Source organism: Aliidongia dinghuensis, assembly GCF_014643535.1.
GTDB classification, from domain to species: Bacteria; Pseudomonadota; Alphaproteobacteria; order ATCC43930; family CGMCC-115725; genus Aliidongia; species Aliidongia dinghuensis.
The window spans coordinates 81626-100651 of the sequence record NZ_BMJQ01000017.1 but is presented as its reverse complement, the minus strand read 5'-3'; the positions used below and the strand labels follow the sequence as shown (position 1 = coordinate 100651).

Here is a 19026-nt window from a genome sequence, read left to right as displayed (position 1 = left end):
CTATTGCGGCGCGGGTGCGGCCTCGGCGTCCGGCATGGTCGGCATGGCGCCGAAGAAGGCGACTGCCAGCCGGTTCGTAATGTCGGCCAACTGGCATTGTATCAGATCAATGAACTCGTGCAGCCCCGCATCCAAGATTTCGTCGATCGTCTTGGTCGACAGGATCGCGTGCAGCTCGTCCACCGCGTTGCAGGCGTCGCTGCCGCCGCGCAGCGAATGGCGCGAACGCAGCTCGTTCAGGTTCTGGTCGACCTCGCGCAGGCAGAGATAGACCGAACGCGGGAAACGGTGGTTGAGCAGCAGGAAGCCCGCGACACGGCTCGGCGTGATGCCGTTCGAATGCAGCCGGCGGAACGCATGGTACCCCGCGGCCGAGCGCAGGAGCGCGCTCCACTGGCTGGCATCGACCGGCGAGCCGACGTCGGCCGATTTCGGCAGCAGCAGGTGATACTTGATGTCGAGGAGCCGCGTCGTCTGGTCGGCGCGCTCGATGTAGCGGCCCAGCTGGTAGAAGTACCAGCCCTGGTCGCGGAAGAACGTGCCCTCGGTGATGCCTGTGTGGGTCTGGCAGGCTTCCTTGATCCAGGTGAGCAACCGCGTCATGGCGCCGGGTGCCAGCTCGGCTTTGTCGATCTGTTTCAGCCGATTGTAGAAGACGTTCAGATGCACCCACATCTCGGTCGAGATGAGCGGGCGGAGCGTGCGCGCATTCTCGCGGGCTGCGCGGATCGCCGAGATGATCGACGTCGGGTTCTCGATGTCAGTCACGTAGAAGCGGATCACCGCGTCGGCGGTTGCGATCGGGTGCTTCTCGAAGAAGCGCTTCTCGTCGGCGTTCAGCTGGACGATCGAAAGCCAGTTCTGGCTGCCGCGCGCGTCGCGGCTGAACGTCTCGTTGACATCGAGGATGCGGGCCAGGTTCTCCGCGCGCTCGACGAAGCGGGCGAGCCAGAAGATGCAATCGGCATAGCGGGAAAGAAGGCTACTCAAGGACCCACGTGTCTTTCGACCCGCCTCCCTGCGAGGAATTGACGACGAGCGAGCCGCGCCGGAGCGCCACGCGGGTGAGGCCGCCCGGCAGCACCCAGGTCTTCTCGCCGGTGATTGCGAACGGCCGGAGGTCGACATGCCGGCCCTCGACGCCGCCCTCGACGAGCGTCGGTGAGACCGACAGGCTGATGACCGGCTGGCTGATGTAGTTCGCGGGGTCCTCGATCAGCTTCTCCCGCGCCTCGGCCAGCTCCTCCTTGGTCGCCTTGGGACCGATGGTGATGCCGTAGCCGCCGGCTTCGCCGACCGGCTTCACGACCAGATTTTCCATGTTGTCGAGCGTGTATTTGAGCGCATCCGGCTCGCGGCAGATGTGGGTCTCGACATTGGGCAGGATCGCCTCCTCGCCGAGGTAGTATTTGATGATGCGCGGCATGTAGGCATAGACCGCCTTGTCGTCGGCGACGCCGGTGCCGACGGCGTTCGCGAGCGAGACGTTGCCCGCGCGGTAGGCCCGCATCAGGCCGGGCACGCCCAGCATGCTCTCGGGCAGGAACGCCTCGGGGTCGAGGAAATCGTCGTTCAAGCGCCGGTAGATCACATGGACCTGGGCGAGGCCGCCGGTCGTGCGCATGTAGACCTTGTCGTTCTCGATCACGAGGTCGCGGCCCTCGACCAGCGGCACGCCCATCTCGCGCGCCAGGAACACGTGCTCGAAATAGGCCGAGTTGTAGGTGCCGGGCGACAGCAGTGCTACCTGCGGCTCGATGATGCCCTTGGGCGCGATCTCCTGCATCGCCTGCTGCAGCATCAGCCCGTAATTGTCGACCGGGCGGATCCCGATGCCGTTCATGAGGTCCGGGAAGGCGCGCGCCATCATGTGGCGGTTCTCGATGACGTAGCTGACGCCCGACGGCGTGCGCGCATTGTCCTCGAGCACCAGGAACTGGCCGTCGGCGCCGCGCACGATGTCGGTGCCGCAGATGTTGACGTAGGACTTATAGGGCAGGTCGACGCCCTGCATGATCGGCCGGTAGTTGGCGTTGCCGAGGATGAGCTCCGCCGGCACGATGCCGTCCTTCAGGATCTTCTGGTCGTGGTAGATGTCGTCGAGCAGCAGGTTGATCGCGGAGACACGCTGGATCACACCGCGCTCGATATGGTCCCATTCCTTGGGCGAGAGCACGCGGGGGATCACGTCGAACGGCAGGATGCGGTCGATCGCGTCCTTGGCGGAATAGACGGTGAAGGTAATGCCGAGATTATAGAGCTCGGCCTCGGCATCGGCCGAACGGCGCTGCAGCGCCTCGATCGTGAGATTGGCGAGCCTGTCCCGGATCGGTTGGTTGGCTTCGCCGCGCAGCATCTCGCAGTAGAATTCGTGCGGGTCGTACCCGCTGAGGACTGAATCGCCGCGTTCATTCGTCATGCTACGCGTCCCGTCTGCCCGTATACCGTAATCACCTGATCGACCGGAATAATTCCCTCCGATCGACAGTCCGTCCCAAGATTATTGCCTGCTGAATCGTGAATAAGCCAGCATGAAGATTGCCCAGGAATTGGGCGCCATCTTCGGCGTTACGGCAGGTCGGCGCGAACGACGACAACGCCCGATAACAGGTCGTGAAGCGCGCGTTTCCGCGGCATGACCAGGGCGACCAGCAAAATGAGCCAGCTGGTCAATGCGACGGTTGCGTAAAACAAGAGCGAAAAGACCAGCGCCTGCGCGAAATCCGGGCGCCCGCGGTCGGTGCGCAAAACCTGGATTGCAAGGATCCGCATGCCCCAGGTCGCGGACCGCGGACCACCGATCGTGAGCGCGCCATAGAGCACGCCGACCGCCGGCAGGACGTAGAACAGCACGCCCAGGAGGCCGAGGCTGAAGATGGTGAGGAGCGTGAAGACGAGGCCCAGCACGGCGCTGATCAGCGCCACGAACAGCAGGTCGAGCAGGTAGGCCAGCACCCGGCGCAGCAGCACGTCACTGAACGGGTCGCTCATGGCGCGGGCTATTTCGGCGCGGCCGAGGTGGCGGACGCCGGTGTGGCGGATGCCGATGTCGGGGGTGCCGGGGTCGGGGGTGCCGGGGTCGCCGATGTGGGCGTTGCTGGCGCCGCCTGGGCGGGGCCGGCGGCGGCGGCCTGAGCCGGCGGCTTGTTGTCGCGCAGCACGACGATGCTGATCCGGCGGTTCTGCGGCGAGTTCGGGTTGTCCTTGATCATCGGCTCGGTGTCCGCCTTGCCGACCACCGTCTCGATCCGGTCGGGCGGCAGGCCGGCGGCGACGAGCGCGCGCCGGCTGGCGTTCGCCCGGTCGGTCGACAGTTCCCAGTTCGAATAGTTGCCGGGCCGGACGAACGGCGTCGAATCCGTGTGCCCGGTGATCGCGATCTTGTTCGGCAGCTTCTCGATCGCCTGGGCGACCGCGCTCATCAGCTCTTTCGCCTTGTCGCTCATGTCGGTCGAGCCGAGCGCGAACATCGAGTTCTTGTCCTGGTCGACCAGTTGGATGCGCAAGCCCTCCTCGGTGCGCTCGACCACCAGGTTCTGCTGCAGCTGCTTCAGGTCCGGCACCTGCTGGATTGCCTGCCTCAGCTCGTGTTCGGCCTGCTTGAACTGCGCTTCCTCGCGCGCCGTCTTGAGCTTCTCGAACTGCTCCTGCGTCATCTTGCTCGGGTCGACTTTGGAAAGGTCGAGCTTCGAGAGATCGAGCTTGGAAACGTCGACCTTGGCGAGATCGACCTTGCTCGGGTCGAGCAGCGCCTGGCCGGCCTTGGCGTCGTTCGGCTTCAGCGCGTTCGCGCGGTCGTTCGGGTTGTCCTTGGCGACGTCGGAATTCTGGTAGCCCGACGAATTGGCATTGGCGTCCTTGTCGTTCGGCGCCTTGCCGGGCTCGTCGTCATTGTCCTCGTCGTCGAAGTCCTGCGGCTGGTTGAGCGCGGTCGTAACGCCCGGCGGTGCCGAGGTCGAGACCTGCGAACCCGGCTCGGTCATGGTGCGGCCGCCCAGCACGCCGCCGGCGCCCGAGGTCAGCGATTTCGTCGCGAGCGAAGGGGCGAAATAGTCGGCGATGCCGCGTTTCTGCGCGTCGGTCGTCGCGTTCAGCAGCCAGAGCAGCAGGAAGAACGCCATCATCGCCGTGACGAAGTCGGCATAGGCCACTTTCCAGGCGCCGCCATGATGGCCGCCCGCGACCTTCTTGACCTTCTTGATGATGACCGAGTTCGACTTAGCCATGCTCGCGTCCGAAACCGATGCCGACCGGCCCGCCTTCAAGGCGGCCGGGCAGGGTGGACGGCTGGGCGCCGTCCACCCCTTTCCTATGTCAGCGCGGCGTTAATATTACGTTTAGCATGGCGGCCGACTCAACCGAGCGCATGCTTGAGATCGGCCTTGAGATCGTCCAGATCCTCGATGCCGACCGAGAGCCGGCAGAGCGTGTCGGAGATGCCGAGGGCGGCGCGCTGGGGCGCCGGGATCGAGGCGTGCGTCATGATCGCCGGATGCTCGATCAGGCTCTCGACGCCGCCCAGGCTCTCGGCCAGCGAGAAGAGATGCGTGCGCTCGAGGAAGCGGCGGGCGTCATCGATGTCGCCCTTGAGCGTGAGCGTGATCATGCCGCCGAAGCCGTGCATCTGGCGCTTGGCGAGCGCGTGGTGCGGATGGCTCTCGAGGCCAGGATAGATCACGCGCTCGACCCTCGGATGCGCCTCGAGCCAATGGGCGAGCTCGTTCGCCGACGCGCAATGCTGGCGCATGCGCAAGGGCAGGGTCTTCAGGCCGCGGAGGGCGAGGAAGCTGTCGAACGGGCCGGCGATGGCGCCGACGGCATTCTGCAGGAAGCCCAGCCGGTCGGCGATCTCCTGGTTGTCGCCGACCACGACCACGCCGCCCACCATGTCCGAATGGCCGTTCAGGTACTTGGTCGCCGAATGCATGACCAGGTCGAAGCCGAATTCGATCGGCCGCTGCACGATCGGCGAGGCGAAGGTGTTGTCGGCCGCGGTCAGGATGCCGCGCTGCTTGCCCAAAGCCGCCACCGCCTCGATGTCGATCAGCTTCAGCATCGGGTTCGACGGCGTCTCGATCCAGATGAGCTTGGTCTCCGGCCGGATTGCGGCTTCGATGTTCCTGATGTCGCTCATGTCGACGAGCGTGAACTTCAGGCCGGCCGAACGCTGGCGCACGCGATGCAGCAGGCGGTAGGTACCGCCGTAGAGATCGTCGGACGCGATGACATGGTCGCCGCTGTCGAGCAGGTCGAGGACGGTCGCGATGCCGGCCAGGCCCGAGGCGAAGGCGAAGCCGCGCTGGCCGCTCTCGAGGTCGGCGATGCAGCGCTCGTAGGCAAAGCGCGTCGGGTTGTGCGAGCGTGAGTATTCAAAGCCCTTGTGCTTGCCCGGGCTCTCCTGGACGTAGGTCGAGGTCTGGTAGATCGGCGGCATGATGGCGCCGGTCGTTGGGTCCGGCTCCTGGCCTGCGTGGATCGCGCGCGTGGCGAGGCCGAGGCGATTCTTGCTCGTGGTGTCGGACATGGGCCGGAGACTCCTGGTGATGAGTTTTGGCGCGGAGACCGCGAAAGCTTATGCCGGACAAGCCCGGGACAATTCCCAATCTTCGGGCGATTCGGGCCCGTGATTGGGAAATTCTCCCGGGGGAACCGGCCGCTCAGGCGACTTTCGTGCGCAGATGGTTGAGCAGGTCGATGCGGGTGATGATGCCGTAGAAGCGGCCTTCCTCCTCGACCACGGCGACATGGTCCTTGGCGAAGATCGGCAGAAGCGTCGTGATGTCGGCGTTGGGCGCGATCGTCTCGACGCGGGCGACCATGGCGGCGCTCACCGGCTGGTCGAAACCCTTCGCGTCGCGGGTGACGGCGAGCAGCAGGTCGGACTCGTCGACGATGCCGATGAGCTTGCCGTCTTCGAGCACCGGCAGCTGCGAGACTTCGTAGAGCTTCATGCGGCGATAGACCACGAGCAGGCGATCGTCGGGCGCCACGGTGACGGCACCGCCGTCCTCGTAGCGCCGGCTGATCAGGTCCTTGAGGTTGCCCTCGCGCGGCCGCTCGAGCAGACCCTGATCGATCATCCAGTAGTCGTTGTACATCTTCGACAGGTACTTGTTGCCCGTATCGGGGATGAAGGTCAGGACCCGCTTCGGCGTGGTCTGCTCGCGGCAATATTTGAGTGCCGCGGCGAAGAGCGTGCCGGTCGACGAGCCGCCGAGGATGCCTTCGGTGCGGAGCAGGTCGCGTGCCGCGAAGAAGCTCTCCTTGTCCGAGATCGGATAGGCGGCGCGCACCAGCGACAGATCGCAATTGTCCGGCACGAAATCCTCGCCGATGCCCTCGACGAGCCAGCTGCCGGCCTCGGTCATCTGGCCGGTCTTGACGAGCTCGGTCAGGACGGAGCCGACCGGGTCGGCCAGCACCATCTCGATCTTGGGGTTGACCCGCTTGAAGAAGCGGCCGAGGCCGGTGAGCGTGCCGCCGGAGCCAACGCCGACGACGACCGCGTCGAGGTCGTGGCCCATCTGGGCCCAGATCTCAGGCCCGGTCCAGGTCTCGTGCGCCAGCGGATTGGCCGGGTTCTGGAACTGGTTGACGTAGAACGAATTCGGGATCTCGCGCGCCAGCCGCTCGGCGATGTCCTGGTAATAGGCCGGATGGCCCTTGTTGACGTCCGAACGCGTGAGGCGCACCTCGGCGCCGAGCGCCTTCAGGTGGAACACCTTGTCCTGGCTCATCTTGTCGGGCACGACCAGGATCAGCTTGTAGCCCTTCTGCGCCGCAACGAGCGCCAGCGCCAGGCCGGTGTTGCCGGCCGTCGCCTCGATCAGCGTACCGCCGGGCTTGATCTTGCCCTCGCGCTCGGCCGCCTCGATCATGGTGAGGCCGATACGATCCTTGATCGAGCCGCCGGGATTCTGGTTCTCGAGCTTCACGAACAGCCGGCACAGCCCGGTATCGATCTGCTTGATCTCGACGATGGGCGTATCGCCGATCGATTCCAGAATGTTGCGGTTGATGGCCATGGCGGTTCTCCAAAGCGGTTTTGCCGGGGCACCCTTGGCGTGTGTCCCCTTTTGCCATGCCTGATACCAGCTTTTACCTGCTTTGGGCATCGCCCGGGTGCAGGAGAAAAAGGCCGCCGGCATGGTGCCGGCGGCCCGAGGAGACGGCGGTTCAGCTCTTCGCCGGGTCGAGGTGGATATAGGACGGGAACTTCATTTCCGCGCCGGCGGCGGCTTTGGGCCAGAGCGTGATCTGCTTGCCGTCCTGCCACTGCAGGGTGACGCCGGTCACGTTGTCGGGGCCATAGATCATGGCGTGGGTGAACGGGCTGTCCTTGCCGTAGAACTGCACCCGGCCGATGGTGCCGACGTAGTCGGTCTTCTCGAGCGCGTCGACCAGCTTGTCCGGGTCCGTCGAGCCGGCGCGCTTGATCGCCTCCGCCACGACATGGACCGCGTCGCTGGTCGTGAAGCCCGTGTAGGGCGGCGGCTCGCCGAAGCGCTTGGCGTAGGCCTCCATGAACGGCTGGGTCTTGGGCGTGAGGGCGGCGCCTGGTGCCGCCGCCGACTGGGTGATGACGCCGGATGCGGCCCCGTTCGTGTCCTTCCAGAACGTGCCCGAGGTCGCTTGCGAGGACTGGCCGACCATCAGGATCGGCACCTGCTGCTGCGCCGCCTGCACGGTCGGCTGCACGCCGACATGGCTGATGCCGGTCACGATCACGTCGGGCTTCTCGCCCTCGATCTTGTTGAAGATCGGCGTGAAGTCGGTCGTGTCCGGCGAGAAGCGGATATGGTCGAGCACCTTGACGCCGATCTTGGGCAAGCACGCGAGGTATTCGTTGTCGAGCGGCGTCGTCCAGGCCGCGTCCTCGCTGAAGATGACCGCCGACGCCGTCTTATATTTCGGCTGCAGGAGCTGCTTCATCGAATCGCAGACCGAATCGGCGATGAAGGCCGAGGTCATCCACTCGTGGAACGTGTACTTGTTGTGATCGTAGTCCTCGTGGACATGCTTGCTGATGTCGTTCGAGGCCGCCCCAGTCGTGATGAAGGGCACGTGGAGGCGAGCCGACCACGGCTCGAGCGCCAACGCCACCTCGCTGATGTAGCTGCCGATCACGGCCACGACCTTGTCCTCGCTGACCGCGCGCTGGAACGCGCGCACCGCGTCGGAGGACGAGGAATGATTGTCGTAGATCGCGAGTTCGATCTTGCGCCCGTCGATGCCGCCCGCCGCATTGATCTCGTCGGCGGCAAGCTGGGCGCCCTTGTTGATCCCGGCACCGGCAATCGCCGATTCCTCGGCGATGATGCCAATCTTGATCGGGTCCTGCGTCTGCGCTGAGGCCGGTGCCGCAAGGCCGCCCACGACAGCCGTGGTCGCCAGCAGGCCGGCCTGCAGACAGGTCACCCTTCCTGATCTCTTACGCATGTTCTCCTCCCAGAAATTCCGCCCTCTACTTGGGCGATTCCCTGCGCCTGTCTTGATTGTGTCGCCGGCGCCGCCTCCGGTTACGAGGCGGCGCCGGCGAAGGGCAGGATCGGTACAATCATCACACGTTTTCGCCGGGCAATGGTACGACGATCCGACGCAGCGCGGTTTTGGGGGAGGAGCGTCTCAGTCGAAGCGGACGCCGAGCGTCGCGAGCGCCTGCCAATAGCCGGGATAGGTCTTGGCGACGCAGCCGGGGTCGAGGATCGTGATGCCGTGGAGCTTGAGGCCGGCGAGCGCGAAGCTCATGGCGATGCGGTGGTCGGCATAGGTCTCGATCTGCGTCGGCAGCGTCTGGCCGACCAGTGCCGGGTCGGCGGCAACGATCAGGTCGTCGCCTTCCTCCCGGCCGAGCCCGGGGCGGATGCGGGCGAGCTCGGTCGCGAGCGCCCTGATCCGGTCACACTCCTTGACGCGCAGATTGGCGATGCCGGTGAAGCGCACGGGCGTCGCGTTGAACATGGCGAGCACGGCGAGCGTCGGCACCGCATCCTGCATCTGCGCGCCGTCGATGACCGCCGGCATGTGCGGGAAGCTGGCGATCAGCGCATGGGCGTGCGCGTCCGGCTGGGTGAAGGCCGCCGCTTTCGTGCCGATGTCGATGGCGCCGCCGGTGAGCGCTTCCGCCGCCCAGAGATAGGTTGCGGCCGAGGCGTCCGGCTCGATCGCGAAATCGCTCGCCCGATAGCCGGTCGGCGCCACGCGCCAGGTCGCGGCGTCGACCCGCTCGACCGCGGCACCGAAGCTTGCCATGGCGGCGAGCGTCAGGTCGACATAGCCGCGGGCACCGATCTCGGTGCCGGAGAGCGCCACTTCGATCGGCCCCTTGCCGCAGGCGGCCGCCATCAGGAGCGCCGAGACATATTGGCTCGACAGGCCGGCGTCGATCTCGACCCGGCCGGCGTCGAGCGGGCCGCGGCCGCGGATCGTCACCGGCGGGCAGCCCGTCGGCGCCTCGATCTCGACGCCGAGCGAGCGGAGCGCCGTCACCAGCGGGCCGATCGGCCGCTTGCGCATGTGCGGGTCGCCATCGACCACGACGGTGCCGTCGACCGTCGCGGCGACGGCGGTGAGGAAACGGGTCGCCGTGCCGGCATTGCCGAGGAACAGCGGGCGGTGCGGGGACGCGAGCCGGCCTTGGCCGGTGACGACGAAGCTGGTCTCGTCCGGCTCGTCGACGCGCACGCCCATGTCGCGGAGCGCTTCCGCCATCCGGGCGGTGTCATCGCTCTTGAGTGCGCCGGTGAGGCGGCTGGTACCCGTCGCAAGCGCCGCCAGCAGCAGTACCCGGTTCGTGATGGACTTGGAGCCCGGCGGGGCAACGCGCCCGCGCAAGGGGGCGGTCGGCGGGATGATGGTGAGCGCTGAGCGGTCCAGTCCCAGGTATGTCATGTCTTGCCCAATTGAGAAGGCGTCGTTCCCGCGTAGGCGGGAACCCAGCGAGAGCCGCGTCTGCGGCGACATGTCTTGTCCGCGCTGCCGCGCGTAAGGGACTGGATCCCCGCTTGCGCGGGGATGACGGACGAGGGGACTAGTGCGAGTGGTCTTCCGAGAACGCCTTGTAGGCGATGACTGTGAACGTGTCCTTGACGCCGGGCAGCGTCTGCAGCTTCTCGGTCACGAAGCGGCCGATGTCGGTCTCCTCGTCGAGATAGCACTTCATCATGAGGTCCCACTGGCCAGAGGTCGAGTAGACCTCGGAGACCTGCTCGATCGCCTGCACCGCCTCGTCGGCCACGACATAGGCCTTGCCGAGCTCGCATTTCACATTGACGAAGATGGTCTTCATGGCCTGTCGAACTCGCTCTTCGAACTCGCTCTGGGTGGCAGGGATCAGGCGCCGCGGGCGCTGAGCTTCACCGGGCGGGCGAGGAAGGCGGGCAGGTGGTCGCCGAAGCCCACGATACGCTCGTCGTCCTCGTCGTCGCGCCGGCGCTGATGGCCGCGGGCGCTCGAAATCGGCGTGACCGTGGCGCTGGGGCTCGGCCCGCCCATCCGGATCGGCGCCGGGTTCTGGCGCGGCTCGTTCTGCTGTGCTTCGGTCTGGCGCGGCTCGTGCTTCGCGGGCTTGCGGTCGCGCTCCCGATGGCGTTCGCGCTTCGCCGGCCGCTCGGCCGACACTTCATGCTCGGCGGCCTCGGCCGGTGGTGCCGCGTCGACGGCGCTCTCGGCCTCATGACGCGGGCTGCCGCGGCGCGGCCGCTCGCCGCGCCCGCCGCGACCGCGCCGCCTGGGCGCATCCTCGGCGTCGAATTCGGGGTGCTCGAAGCCTTCGACGGTCAGCACCGGGATCTCCTTCGTCGTGATCCGTTCGATCGCCTTCAACGCCTTGCCCTCTTCGGGCGTCGCGATGGTGAACGCGCGGCCCTGGTTGCCGGCGCGGCCCGTGCGGCCGATGCGATGGACATAATCCTCGGGATGGATCGGCACGTCGAAATTGAACACGTGGCTCAGGCCCTGGACGTCGAGGCCGCGGGCGGCCACGTCGCTCGCGACCAGCAGCCTGACCTCGCCGTTGCGGAACTTGTCGAGCGTCGCGGTGCGCAGCGACTGTGCCAGGTCGCCGTGGATCGGCAGCGAGTCGAAACCGTGCCGCGACAGCGACTTGTGCAGGATGTCGACGTCGCGCTTGCGGTTGCAGAAGATGATGGCGTTCTTGACTTCCTCGGTCTCGAGGAAGCGGCGCAGCAGGCGGCGCTTCTCCTCGGACCACACCACCGTCACCGACTGGGTGACCGTGACTGCGGTCGTCGCGGGCCTCGCGACGGTGATTTCCTTGGGATTGGTCAGGAACGCGTCGGCCAGGCGCCGGATCTCCGGCGGCATGGTCGCCGAGAAGAACAGGGTCTGCCGGATCTTCGGCAGCAGCGAGACGATGCGCTCGATATCCGGGATGAAGCCCATGTCGAGCATGCGGTCGGCCTCGTCGATCACGAGGATGCGCACGTCCGACAGCAGGATCTTGCCGCGGTCGAACAGGTCCATGAGCCGGCCCGGGGTCGCGATCAGCACGTCGACGCCACGATCGAGCTTCCGTTCCTGATCCGCGAAGCTTTCGCCGCCGATCAGAAGCGCCATGGTCAGCTTGTGATGCTTGCCATAGGTCTCGAACGAGTTCGCGACCTGCGCCGCGAGCTCGCGTGTCGGCTCCAGGATGAGCGTGCGCGGCATGCGTGCGCGCGCCCGGCCGGACGCCAGGATGTCGATCATCGGCAGCGTGAAGCCCGCCGTCTTGCCCGTGCCCGTCTGAGCACAGCCCAGCACGTCCCGCCCCTGGAGAACATAGGGGATGGCCTGCTCCTGGATCGGCGTCGGCGTGGTGTAGCCGGCATCGGCGACGGCCGTCAGCAGGTCCGGCGAGAGACCAAGGTCAGCAAAGTCGGTCAAGGGCGTTTCGATCCCCGGTTCATACAAGTGTGCGAGCGTGAATAGCGCTGTAATTGGTCCGGTTTGCGCGAAAAGTCAAAGCAGTTCATTGCTCTTCCGGGGAAGCCCTGCCATGCGGGCGCCGATTCACCGTTGAACTCGGGGACGGCTGCTCGTCTCATGGCGCCTCGGCCATGGCTTCCGTCTATGGCTCCCGTCCTGGGTGTATCGAGCCCGGCTGGAGGATTCCTTGGCAGAAAAGCAACAGTTGCTGCTGTTACCCGGATTGCTGTGCGACGCGGCGCTCTGGCAGTTCCAGCGCGAGGCGCTGGTCGACGTCGCCGAGGTCACGGTCGCGGACCTGACCCGATCCGATTCGATCGAGGGCATGGCGCGCGATGCGCTTGCGGCGGCGCCCGCACGTTTTGCCGTCGCCGGCCTGTCGATGGGCGGCTATGTGGCGCTCGAGATCATGCGCCAGGCGCCGGAGCGGGTGAGCCATCTGGCGCTGCTCGACACCTCGGGCCGGTCCGATACGCCGGAGCTCACCGAGCGGCGCAAGGCGCTCATCGAGCTTGCGAACCGCGGCAAGTTCAAGGGCGTCACCCCCAGGTTGCTGCCGCAGCTGCTGCACAAGGATCATCAGTTTCCGCCCTTGAGCACCATCGTGACCGACATGGCGCAGCGCATCGGCCAGCCGGCGTTCATCCGGCAGGAGATCGCGATCATGAACCGGCGGGATAGCCGGCCGTTCCTCAAGGATATCGTGGTGCCGACCCTGGTCATGGTCGGCGCGGACGATCAGCTGACGCCGGTCACGGTCAACGAAGAGCTGGCGGACGGCATCCGCGGGGCCGAGTTCCAGGTCATCGCGCGCTGCGGCCACCTGTCGACGCTCGAGAAGCCGGATGTCGTGAACCGCGCGATGTTCGACTGGTTGACCACCTGATGACCGTCGCCTCCACGAGTGCCGCGACGCCGCACGCCGGCATGGGGTTCAGGGAGTTCGTGGCATTGATCGCGGCGATCATGGCGGTGAACGCGCTCGCGGTTGACACGATGCTGCCGGCGCTGCCCGACATCGGCCAGTCGCTCGCCATCCCGACCGAGAACGCCCGCCAATGGGTCGTCACTGCCTATCTCCTGGGCTTCGGCGCGGCGCAGATCGTCTATGGCCCGCTCGCCGATCATTTCGGCCGCAAGCCCATCCTGCTGGGCGGCCTTGCGGCCTACACGATCTTCAGCCTGGCGGCGGGGCTGTCCGTCTCGTTCGAGATGATGCTGATCGCCCGCGTGCTGCAGGGCATCGCGGCCGCCTCCTCGCGCGTGCTGGTGATCTCGATCGTGCGCGACTGCTACGGCGGCCGGAAGATGGCGCGGGTCATGTCGCTCGCCTTCATCGTGTTCCTGGCCGTGCCGATCCTGGCGCCGTCGATCGGCCAGCTGATCATGCTGGCCTTTCCGTGGCGCAGCATCTTCATCGGCCTGACGCTGTTCGGCATTGCCGTGCTCGCCTGGGCGGCGCTGCGCCTGCCGGAGACGCTGCACGAGGAGGACCGGCAGCCGACCTCGATCGCGAGCGTCGTCCACGCGTTCCGCCTCACGGTCAGCAACCGCGTCGCGGTCGGCTACATGTGCGGCCAGACGCTGATGTACGGCGGCCTCGTCGGCTTCATCAATTCCGCCCAGCAGGTGTTCGTCGACGTGTTCCAGGCCGGGCGCCTGTTCACGACGATCTTCGCGCTCATCGCCGTGTTCATGGCGATCTCGTCGGTGCTGAACGCGCGCTTCGTCGGCCGCTACGGCACGCGCGTCATCTCCCACTCGGCGCTGATCGGCTACATCGTCGTCGCCGGCGGCCATGCGACGCTCGCGATCGCCGGCCACGAGACGCTCGTGACCTTCGCGCTCTGCCAGTCGGCGATGATGTTCTGCTTCGGCCTGGTCGGGCCGAATTTCGGCGCGATGGCGATGGAGCCGCTCGGCCATGTCGCCGGCACCGCGTCCTCGGTGCAGGGCTTCGTCAGCACCGTGGTCGGCGCCTTGATCGGCTTCTACGTCGGCCAGCACTTCAACGGCACGGTTACGCCGCTGACGCTGGGCTTCACCGGCTGCAGCAGCTTGGCGCTCATCGCCGTGCTATGGGCCGAGCGCGGCCGGCTGTTCCAGCCGACGGCAAGCGGCATCGCCAGCGCTGCCGACATGGCGCATTAGTCCTGGTTCCCGCTTCGGACCCGGCTCGGCAGCAGTTCGCCCTGCTCCTTCAAGACCGGGTAGGCGGCGGCAGCAACCAGGTGGGCGTTGACGCGCTTCAGGTCGCGGATCAGGTCGAGATGGAGCGAGCTCGTCTCGGCCGTGAGTGCCGCACCGGCGCGCAGCCGCATGAAATGCGCCTGGGTCGCTGCCGCCTCGATGTCGCGGAACGCTTCCTTCTCGTCGGCGAGCAGCCGGGCCATACCGGCATCCTCGGTCATGAACACGGCGACGCATGAGCGCAGATTGCGGCACAGCCGATCGATCAGGCCCAGGATCTCGGCCTTGCCGACCGTCGACAGCTTCAGGCCGCGCTTCAGCTGTCGATTGACGATACCGAGGATGTCGCGCTCCAGCACGTCGCCGGCATGCTCGATGTTGGTGGTGAACGTCAGGATTTCGAGCAGGCGCCGGTTGTCGGCATTCGCCATGGCATCGGGATCGAACACGGTCAGATAGGCCTTGATCGCCGTGTTGAGCCGGTCGAGCGTGTCGTCGATCCGCTTGGTTTCCGCGATCTTGGTCCGATCGCCCTTGTCGAAGGCATCCGCAACGCCGTGCAGCATGGCTTCGAGCGCGTCCGCCATGCGCAATGCCTCGCGCGCGGCGCTGGCAAGCGCGAGCGACGGGATTTCCCGGGCCGCAGGGTCGAGGTAGAGCGGTTGCGACGGATCGGGGGCGTCGACCCGGTTGGGGATCCAGCGCTGCAGCAGGCGTGAGAACGGCTCGAGGGCCGGCAGGAACAGCAGCGCCAGCACCAGATTGAAGGCGGTGTGGAAATCTGCCACGGCGCGGGCGCTGTCAGGCTCGATCGTCACCAGCACCGGCCCGATCCAGTCGAGGGCTGCGAGCGCCAGTCCGCAGCCGACCAGCCGGTTGATCAGGTTGCCGAGCGGCAGCCGCTTGGCGGCCGGATCGTTGCCGCCGGCGCTCTCCAGCACCGGGTTGATCGCCGTGCCGAGATTGGCGCCCAGTACCAGTGCGAAGGCCGCATGGGGCGGTACCACGCCGCGGCTCGCGAACGACATGACGAGCAGGATGACGGCAACGCTCGAATGCGCGAGCCAGGTGAGCGCCGCCGAGAATAGCAATGCCACGATCGGGGCCGTCGCGATCATGCCCAGGAGGATCCTGAGGCTCGGCACGTCCTCGAACGGCGTCAGCACCTGCAGCACCTGGCCGAGGGCAATCAGCATCAGGCCGAGCCCGATGGCGACGCGGCCGAGGTCGCGCGTGCGGGCCAATGTGCCGCGCCGGAACATGAGCACGCCCAGCAGCACGAGCGGCGGGGCGATGCGCGTCACATCGAACGACAGGAGTTGAACGATCAGGGTTGTGCCGACGTTAGCCCCCAGCATGACGGCGAGACCGGACGCCAAATCGATGAAGCCGGCGGCCGCGAATGACGAGATCATGAGGCCGGTTGCCGTGCTGCTCTGCAGGACGGCGGTGACGCCAAGCCCGGCGGCGAACGCCTTCAGCCTATTGCCGAGCGCGGCGGCCAGCAGCCGCCGCAGATCCGGCCCGAATGCCCGTTGAATGCCGGTCTGGACCATGTGCACGCCCCAAAGGAGCAGGGCGATCGATCCGGCCAAGTCGATGAATGTCAGGGTCGTATCCAACGACGCGCGGCCTCACTCGTCTGAAACGCATAAGTCTAGGACGGATGCGGTCGATTGAAACGCAAATTTCATGATACCGGTCATCTGGACTCACGGAAGTCACGCCTTAGTAGGTGCGGTTCGTTCCATGCTGCACCGGTACCATCATCCTACGAGGAGCCTTCGTTCCATGCTGCGTCACACTTCAATCTTGGCAGCCGTTGCGGCCTCGGGCCTGACATTTGCAACGGTCGGTCTGGCGCAGACGCCGCCGCCCGCCGCGGCGAGTGCGCATCCGCACTATTCCCAGGCGCTGGTCGACCTCCGTCTGGCGCGGGCTCTGCTCATGGTGCCGGACGACACGCCGGCGCATAAGTTCGAGCTGACGGCGGTCAACGACATCGACCAGGCGATGGCCGAGATCAAGCACGCCTCGATCGACGACGGCAAATCGCCGGACGATCACGTGCCGATCGACGCCAACGTCTCGCACCGCGACCGGCTGCACGAGATCCAGTCGCTGGTCGAGGGGGTCACGCGCGACCTCAACGCCGACGAGGACGACAAGAAGGCGCTCGGCTGGCGGGCGCGCGCGATCAAGGACGTGGCCGACGCCCATGCCTTCGTGCTGGCTGCCGAGAACAACGAGAAGGAAAAGCCGAAGAAGCCCTGATCAGGCCGCCGCTCTCGCCGATCAGGAATCCAGCCGGATCCCGCGGTCGGCGAGGGCGGCACCGAAGGTCATGGCGTCGGTGAAGACGATGCCGTCCATGCCGAGCGCCGTGGCGGCCGCGACATTCTCGGCGCGGTCGTCGACAAAGACGACGTCTTCCGCCGCGCATTGTTCGAGCGTCAGCACGCGCCGATAGGCCGTCGGATCCGGTTTGACCAGACCGAGCTCGAACGAGAGATAGGCGCAGCGCGCATAGGACAGGATGGGATAATAGGCCGTCACATGGGCCCAGTGCGCCGCGTTCGTGTTGGAGAACAGCACGACCCGATGGCGCGCGGTGAGCGCACGCATGACCGGCTCCATCTCGGGCATGGCGCTGAAATGGCTGCTCCAGAGCACGAGGAAGGCATCGTAGGTCGCGGCGAGCCCATATTCGGCAACAAGCGTGCCGTGGAGGTCGGCGACGCTCATGTGGCCGCTGCCGATGACCTGGTCATGGACGGAGGCGGCCAACTGGGACCGCGCCGCGAACGGATCGGCGCAGCGTGCGGCCAGCCGGTCGTAGAGGATTTCGTTGTCGTGCCGCAACAGCACGCCGCCGACGTCAAGAATGAAGATCGGCGTGCGTGAAGCCATGGCCGGTTCGCTCAAATATCCAGGTCGTGGGCGAATTGGGCATTCTGCTGGATGAAATTATACCGCAACTCCGGCTTGCGGCCCATCAGGCTTTCGACCAGATCGGGAGTGCGCAGATCCTGCTGGCTGACACGCAGCAGGGTGCGGCTTGCCGCATCCATGGTCGTAACCTTGAGATCGGCCGGCGGCATTTCGCCCAGGCCCTTGAAGCGGCTGATCTCGGTCTTCTTGTTCTTGAACGTCGTCTCGAGCAGCTCGTCCTTATGCGCGTCGTCGCGCGCGTAGATGCGCACGTCGCCGGCGGTCAGGCGATAGAGCGGCGGCTGGGCGAGGTAGAGGTGGCCGTTCTCGATCAGGCCGGGCATCTCGCGATAGAAGAAGGTCATCAACAGCGAGGCGATATGGGCGCCGTCCACGTCGGCGTCGGTCATGATGATGACCCGCTCGTAGCGCAGCTTGTCTTCCAGGTAGTGTTTGCCGGTGCCGCAGCCCAAGGCCAGCACCAGGTCGGAAAGTTCCTGGTTCGCCTTGAGCTTGTCGGCGGTGGCGCTCGCCACATTCAGGATCTTGCCGCGCAATGGCAGGATCGCCTGGGTGTCGCGCTGGCGCGCCTGCTTGGCCGAGCCACCGGCGCTGTCGCCCTCGACCAGGAAGATCTCGGTGCCGATCGAGCTGTCGCGCGTGCAGTCGGCGAGCTTGCCGGGCAGGCGCAGCTTGCGCGTGGCACTCTTGCGCGCCATCTCCTTCTGCTGCTTGCGCCGCTGCCGCTCCTCGGCCTTGTCGACGAGCGCCTCGAGCAGCAGCTTGGCCGAGGCCGAATCGTCGGACAGCCAATGGTCGAACCGGTCCTTGACCGCCTGCTCGACCAGCTTCTGCCCCTCGGGCGAGACCAGGCGATCCTTGGTTTGGCCCTGGAACTGCGGGTCGCGCATGAAGAGCGACAGCATGATCGCAGCCCCGCCGACCACGTCTTCGGCCGCGACGATGCCGGCGCGCCGGTTGCCGACCAGCTCGCCATAGGCGCGGAGCGAGCGGGTGAGGGCGGCGCGCAAGCCCAGCTCGTGGGTGCCGCCGTCCGGCGTCGGGATCGTGTTGCAATAATAGGAGGCGAAGCCGTCGCCATCCTCGGGCCAGGCGATCGCCCATTCGACCCGGGCATGGTCGCCGAGTTCGACCTCGCCCACGAACGGCTGCGCCGTCACGGTCGCGCGCTCGGTCAGGGTCGAGCCCAGATAGTCGGCGAGCCCGCCCGGGAAATGCAGCACTTCCTTCTCGGGAATGCCCTCGGGCCGCGGAATGCCCTCGGCGCAGTTCCAGCGCAGCTCGACGCCCTTGAACAGATACGCCTTGGACCGGCACATGCGATAGAGCGTCGCCGGGTTCAGATGATTGCCGGCGCCGAAGATCTCGGCGTCCGGATGGAATGTCACCGTGGTGCCGCGCCGGTTCGCGACCGCGCCCATATTGGCGATCGGCGCCTGTGCGTGGCCGCGGGAATATTCCTGGCGATAGAGCTGCTTGTCGCGCGCGATCTCGACCACCAGCCGATCGGAGAGCGCGTTCACGACCGAGACGCCGACGCCGTGCAGGCCGCCCGAGGTCTTGTAGGCGTCGCCGCCGAACTTGCCGCCCGAATGCAGCATGGTGAGGATGACTTCGAGCGCCGACTTGTCGGGAAAGCGCGGATGCGGGTCGACCGGAATGCCGCGGCCGTTGTCGCGGATGGTCAGCGACAGGTCGGCCGCGAGCTCGATCTCGATGCGGCTTGCATAGCCGGCTACGGCCTCGTCCATGGCGTTGTCGAGCACTTCGGCGGCCAGGTGATGCAACGCCCGCGCATCGGTGCCGCCAATGTACATGCCCGGCCGCCGCCGGACCGGCTCCAGGCCTTCCAGAACCTCGATATCCTTGGCAGAGTAGCCGTCGGACTTGCGTGCGCTCGTGTCGAAGAGATCCACCATGCTCCGCACTATAGGGGCGTTCGGCCTCAAGGCAAGC

General features: G+C 66.4%; 16 protein-coding genes. 3 read left to right on the top strand and 13 right to left on the bottom strand.

The window, feature by feature from the left end; genetic code table 11:
• The 10 genes from IEY58_RS27180 to IEY58_RS27135 all read right to left on the bottom strand — a co-directional run bounded on the left by IEY58_RS27180 (position 1) and on the right by IEY58_RS27135 (position 11886).
• Entirely contained in the window at positions 1–990 is a 990-nt protein-coding gene (locus tag IEY58_RS27180) for an alpha-E domain-containing protein (protein WP_189051304.1), read from the bottom strand.
• Positions 983–2419: a circularly permuted type 2 ATP-grasp protein gene (locus tag IEY58_RS27175; protein WP_189051303.1), complete on the bottom strand. Its 1437-nt coding sequence runs from the start codon at positions 2417–2419 to the stop codon at positions 983–985. Before IEY58_RS27175 ends, IEY58_RS27180 begins: the two co-directional genes overlap by 8 nt.
• Positions 2420–2568: 149 nt before the next feature.
• Positions 2569–2991 carry an RDD family protein gene (locus IEY58_RS27170; RefSeq protein ID WP_189051302.1) on the bottom strand — a complete coding sequence of 141 codons (423 nt, stop codon included), beginning with the start codon at positions 2989–2991 and terminating at the stop codon, positions 2569–2571.
• Between the two features lie 8 nt (positions 2992–2999).
• Complete coding sequence (locus IEY58_RS27165; RefSeq protein ID WP_189051301.1) at positions 3000–4226, bottom strand: flagellar motor protein MotB; 1227 nt, start codon at positions 4224–4226, stop codon at positions 3000–3002.
• 128 nt (positions 4227–4354) lie between these two features.
• Positions 4355–5524 (bottom strand): trans-sulfuration enzyme family protein, encoded by a 1170-nt coding sequence (locus tag IEY58_RS27160; protein WP_189051300.1) that lies wholly within the window; start codon positions 5522–5524, stop codon positions 4355–4357.
• Positions 5525–5657: 133 nt separating this feature from the next.
• Positions 5658–7025, bottom strand: a complete 1368-nt coding sequence (locus IEY58_RS27155) for a pyridoxal-phosphate dependent enzyme (protein WP_189051299.1) — start codon at positions 7023–7025, stop codon at positions 5658–5660.
• A gap of 151 nt (positions 7026–7176) precedes the next feature.
• Entirely contained in the window at positions 7177–8439 is a 1263-nt protein-coding gene (locus IEY58_RS27150) for an ABC transporter substrate-binding protein (RefSeq protein ID WP_189051298.1), read from the bottom strand.
• Between the two features lie 186 nt (positions 8440–8625).
• Positions 8626–9891, bottom strand: a complete 1266-nt coding sequence (gene aroA / locus IEY58_RS27145) for a 3-phosphoshikimate 1-carboxyvinyltransferase (RefSeq protein ID WP_229743977.1) — start codon at positions 9889–9891, stop codon at positions 8626–8628.
• A gap of 139 nt (positions 9892–10030) precedes the next feature.
• Entirely contained in the window at positions 10031–10288 is a 258-nt protein-coding gene (locus IEY58_RS27140; protein ID WP_189051297.1) for an Lrp/AsnC ligand binding domain-containing protein, read from the bottom strand.
• A 44-nt stretch (positions 10289–10332) separates the two neighbouring features.
• Positions 10333–11886, bottom strand: coding sequence for a DEAD/DEAH box helicase (locus tag IEY58_RS27135; RefSeq protein ID WP_308422454.1), 1554 nt, complete (start codon positions 11884–11886; stop codon positions 10333–10335).
• 229 nt (positions 11887–12115) lie between these two features.
• On the opposite strand from IEY58_RS27135, the gene IEY58_RS27130 reads away from it, so the two are divergent.
• Together IEY58_RS27130 and IEY58_RS27125 are read left to right on the top strand one after the other, a co-directional pair.
• Complete coding sequence (locus IEY58_RS27130) at positions 12116–12814, top strand: alpha/beta fold hydrolase (RefSeq protein ID WP_189051295.1); 699 nt, start codon at positions 12116–12118, stop codon at positions 12812–12814.
• Complete coding sequence (locus tag IEY58_RS27125; RefSeq protein WP_229743976.1) at positions 12814–14079, top strand: multidrug effflux MFS transporter; 1266 nt, start codon at positions 12814–12816, stop codon at positions 14077–14079. Before IEY58_RS27130 ends, IEY58_RS27125 begins: the two co-directional genes overlap by 1 nt.
• On the opposite strand, the gene IEY58_RS27120 is transcribed toward IEY58_RS27125, so the two are convergent.
• Positions 14076–15740 carry a Na/Pi cotransporter family protein gene (locus tag IEY58_RS27120; protein ID WP_189051294.1) on the bottom strand — a complete coding sequence of 555 codons (1665 nt, stop codon included), beginning with the start codon at positions 15738–15740 and terminating at the stop codon, positions 14076–14078. The two genes, IEY58_RS27125 and IEY58_RS27120, sit on opposite strands and share 4 nt — an antisense overlap.
• A gap of 169 nt (positions 15741–15909) precedes the next feature.
• Between IEY58_RS27120 and IEY58_RS27115 the strand changes: the two genes are divergently transcribed.
• The gene (locus IEY58_RS27115; protein WP_189051293.1) at positions 15910–16392 is read left to right on the top strand and encodes a hypothetical protein; all 483 of its coding nucleotides are present in this window, start codon (positions 15910–15912) and stop codon (positions 16390–16392) included.
• A gap of 21 nt (positions 16393–16413) precedes the next feature.
• Here the strand turns inward: IEY58_RS27115 and IEY58_RS27110 are convergent, their stop codons facing one another.
• Both IEY58_RS27110 and parE read right to left on the bottom strand, forming a co-directional pair.
• A complete protein-coding gene (locus IEY58_RS27110) occupies positions 16414–17028 on the bottom strand; it encodes an HAD-IA family hydrolase (protein WP_189051292.1) in 615 nt (204 codons plus the stop codon).
• Between the two features lie 11 nt (positions 17029–17039).
• Positions 17040–18989, bottom strand: a complete 1950-nt coding sequence (parE, locus tag IEY58_RS27105; RefSeq protein WP_189051291.1) for a DNA topoisomerase IV subunit B — start codon at positions 18987–18989, stop codon at positions 17040–17042.
• Positions 18990–19026 lie beyond the last annotated feature (37 nt).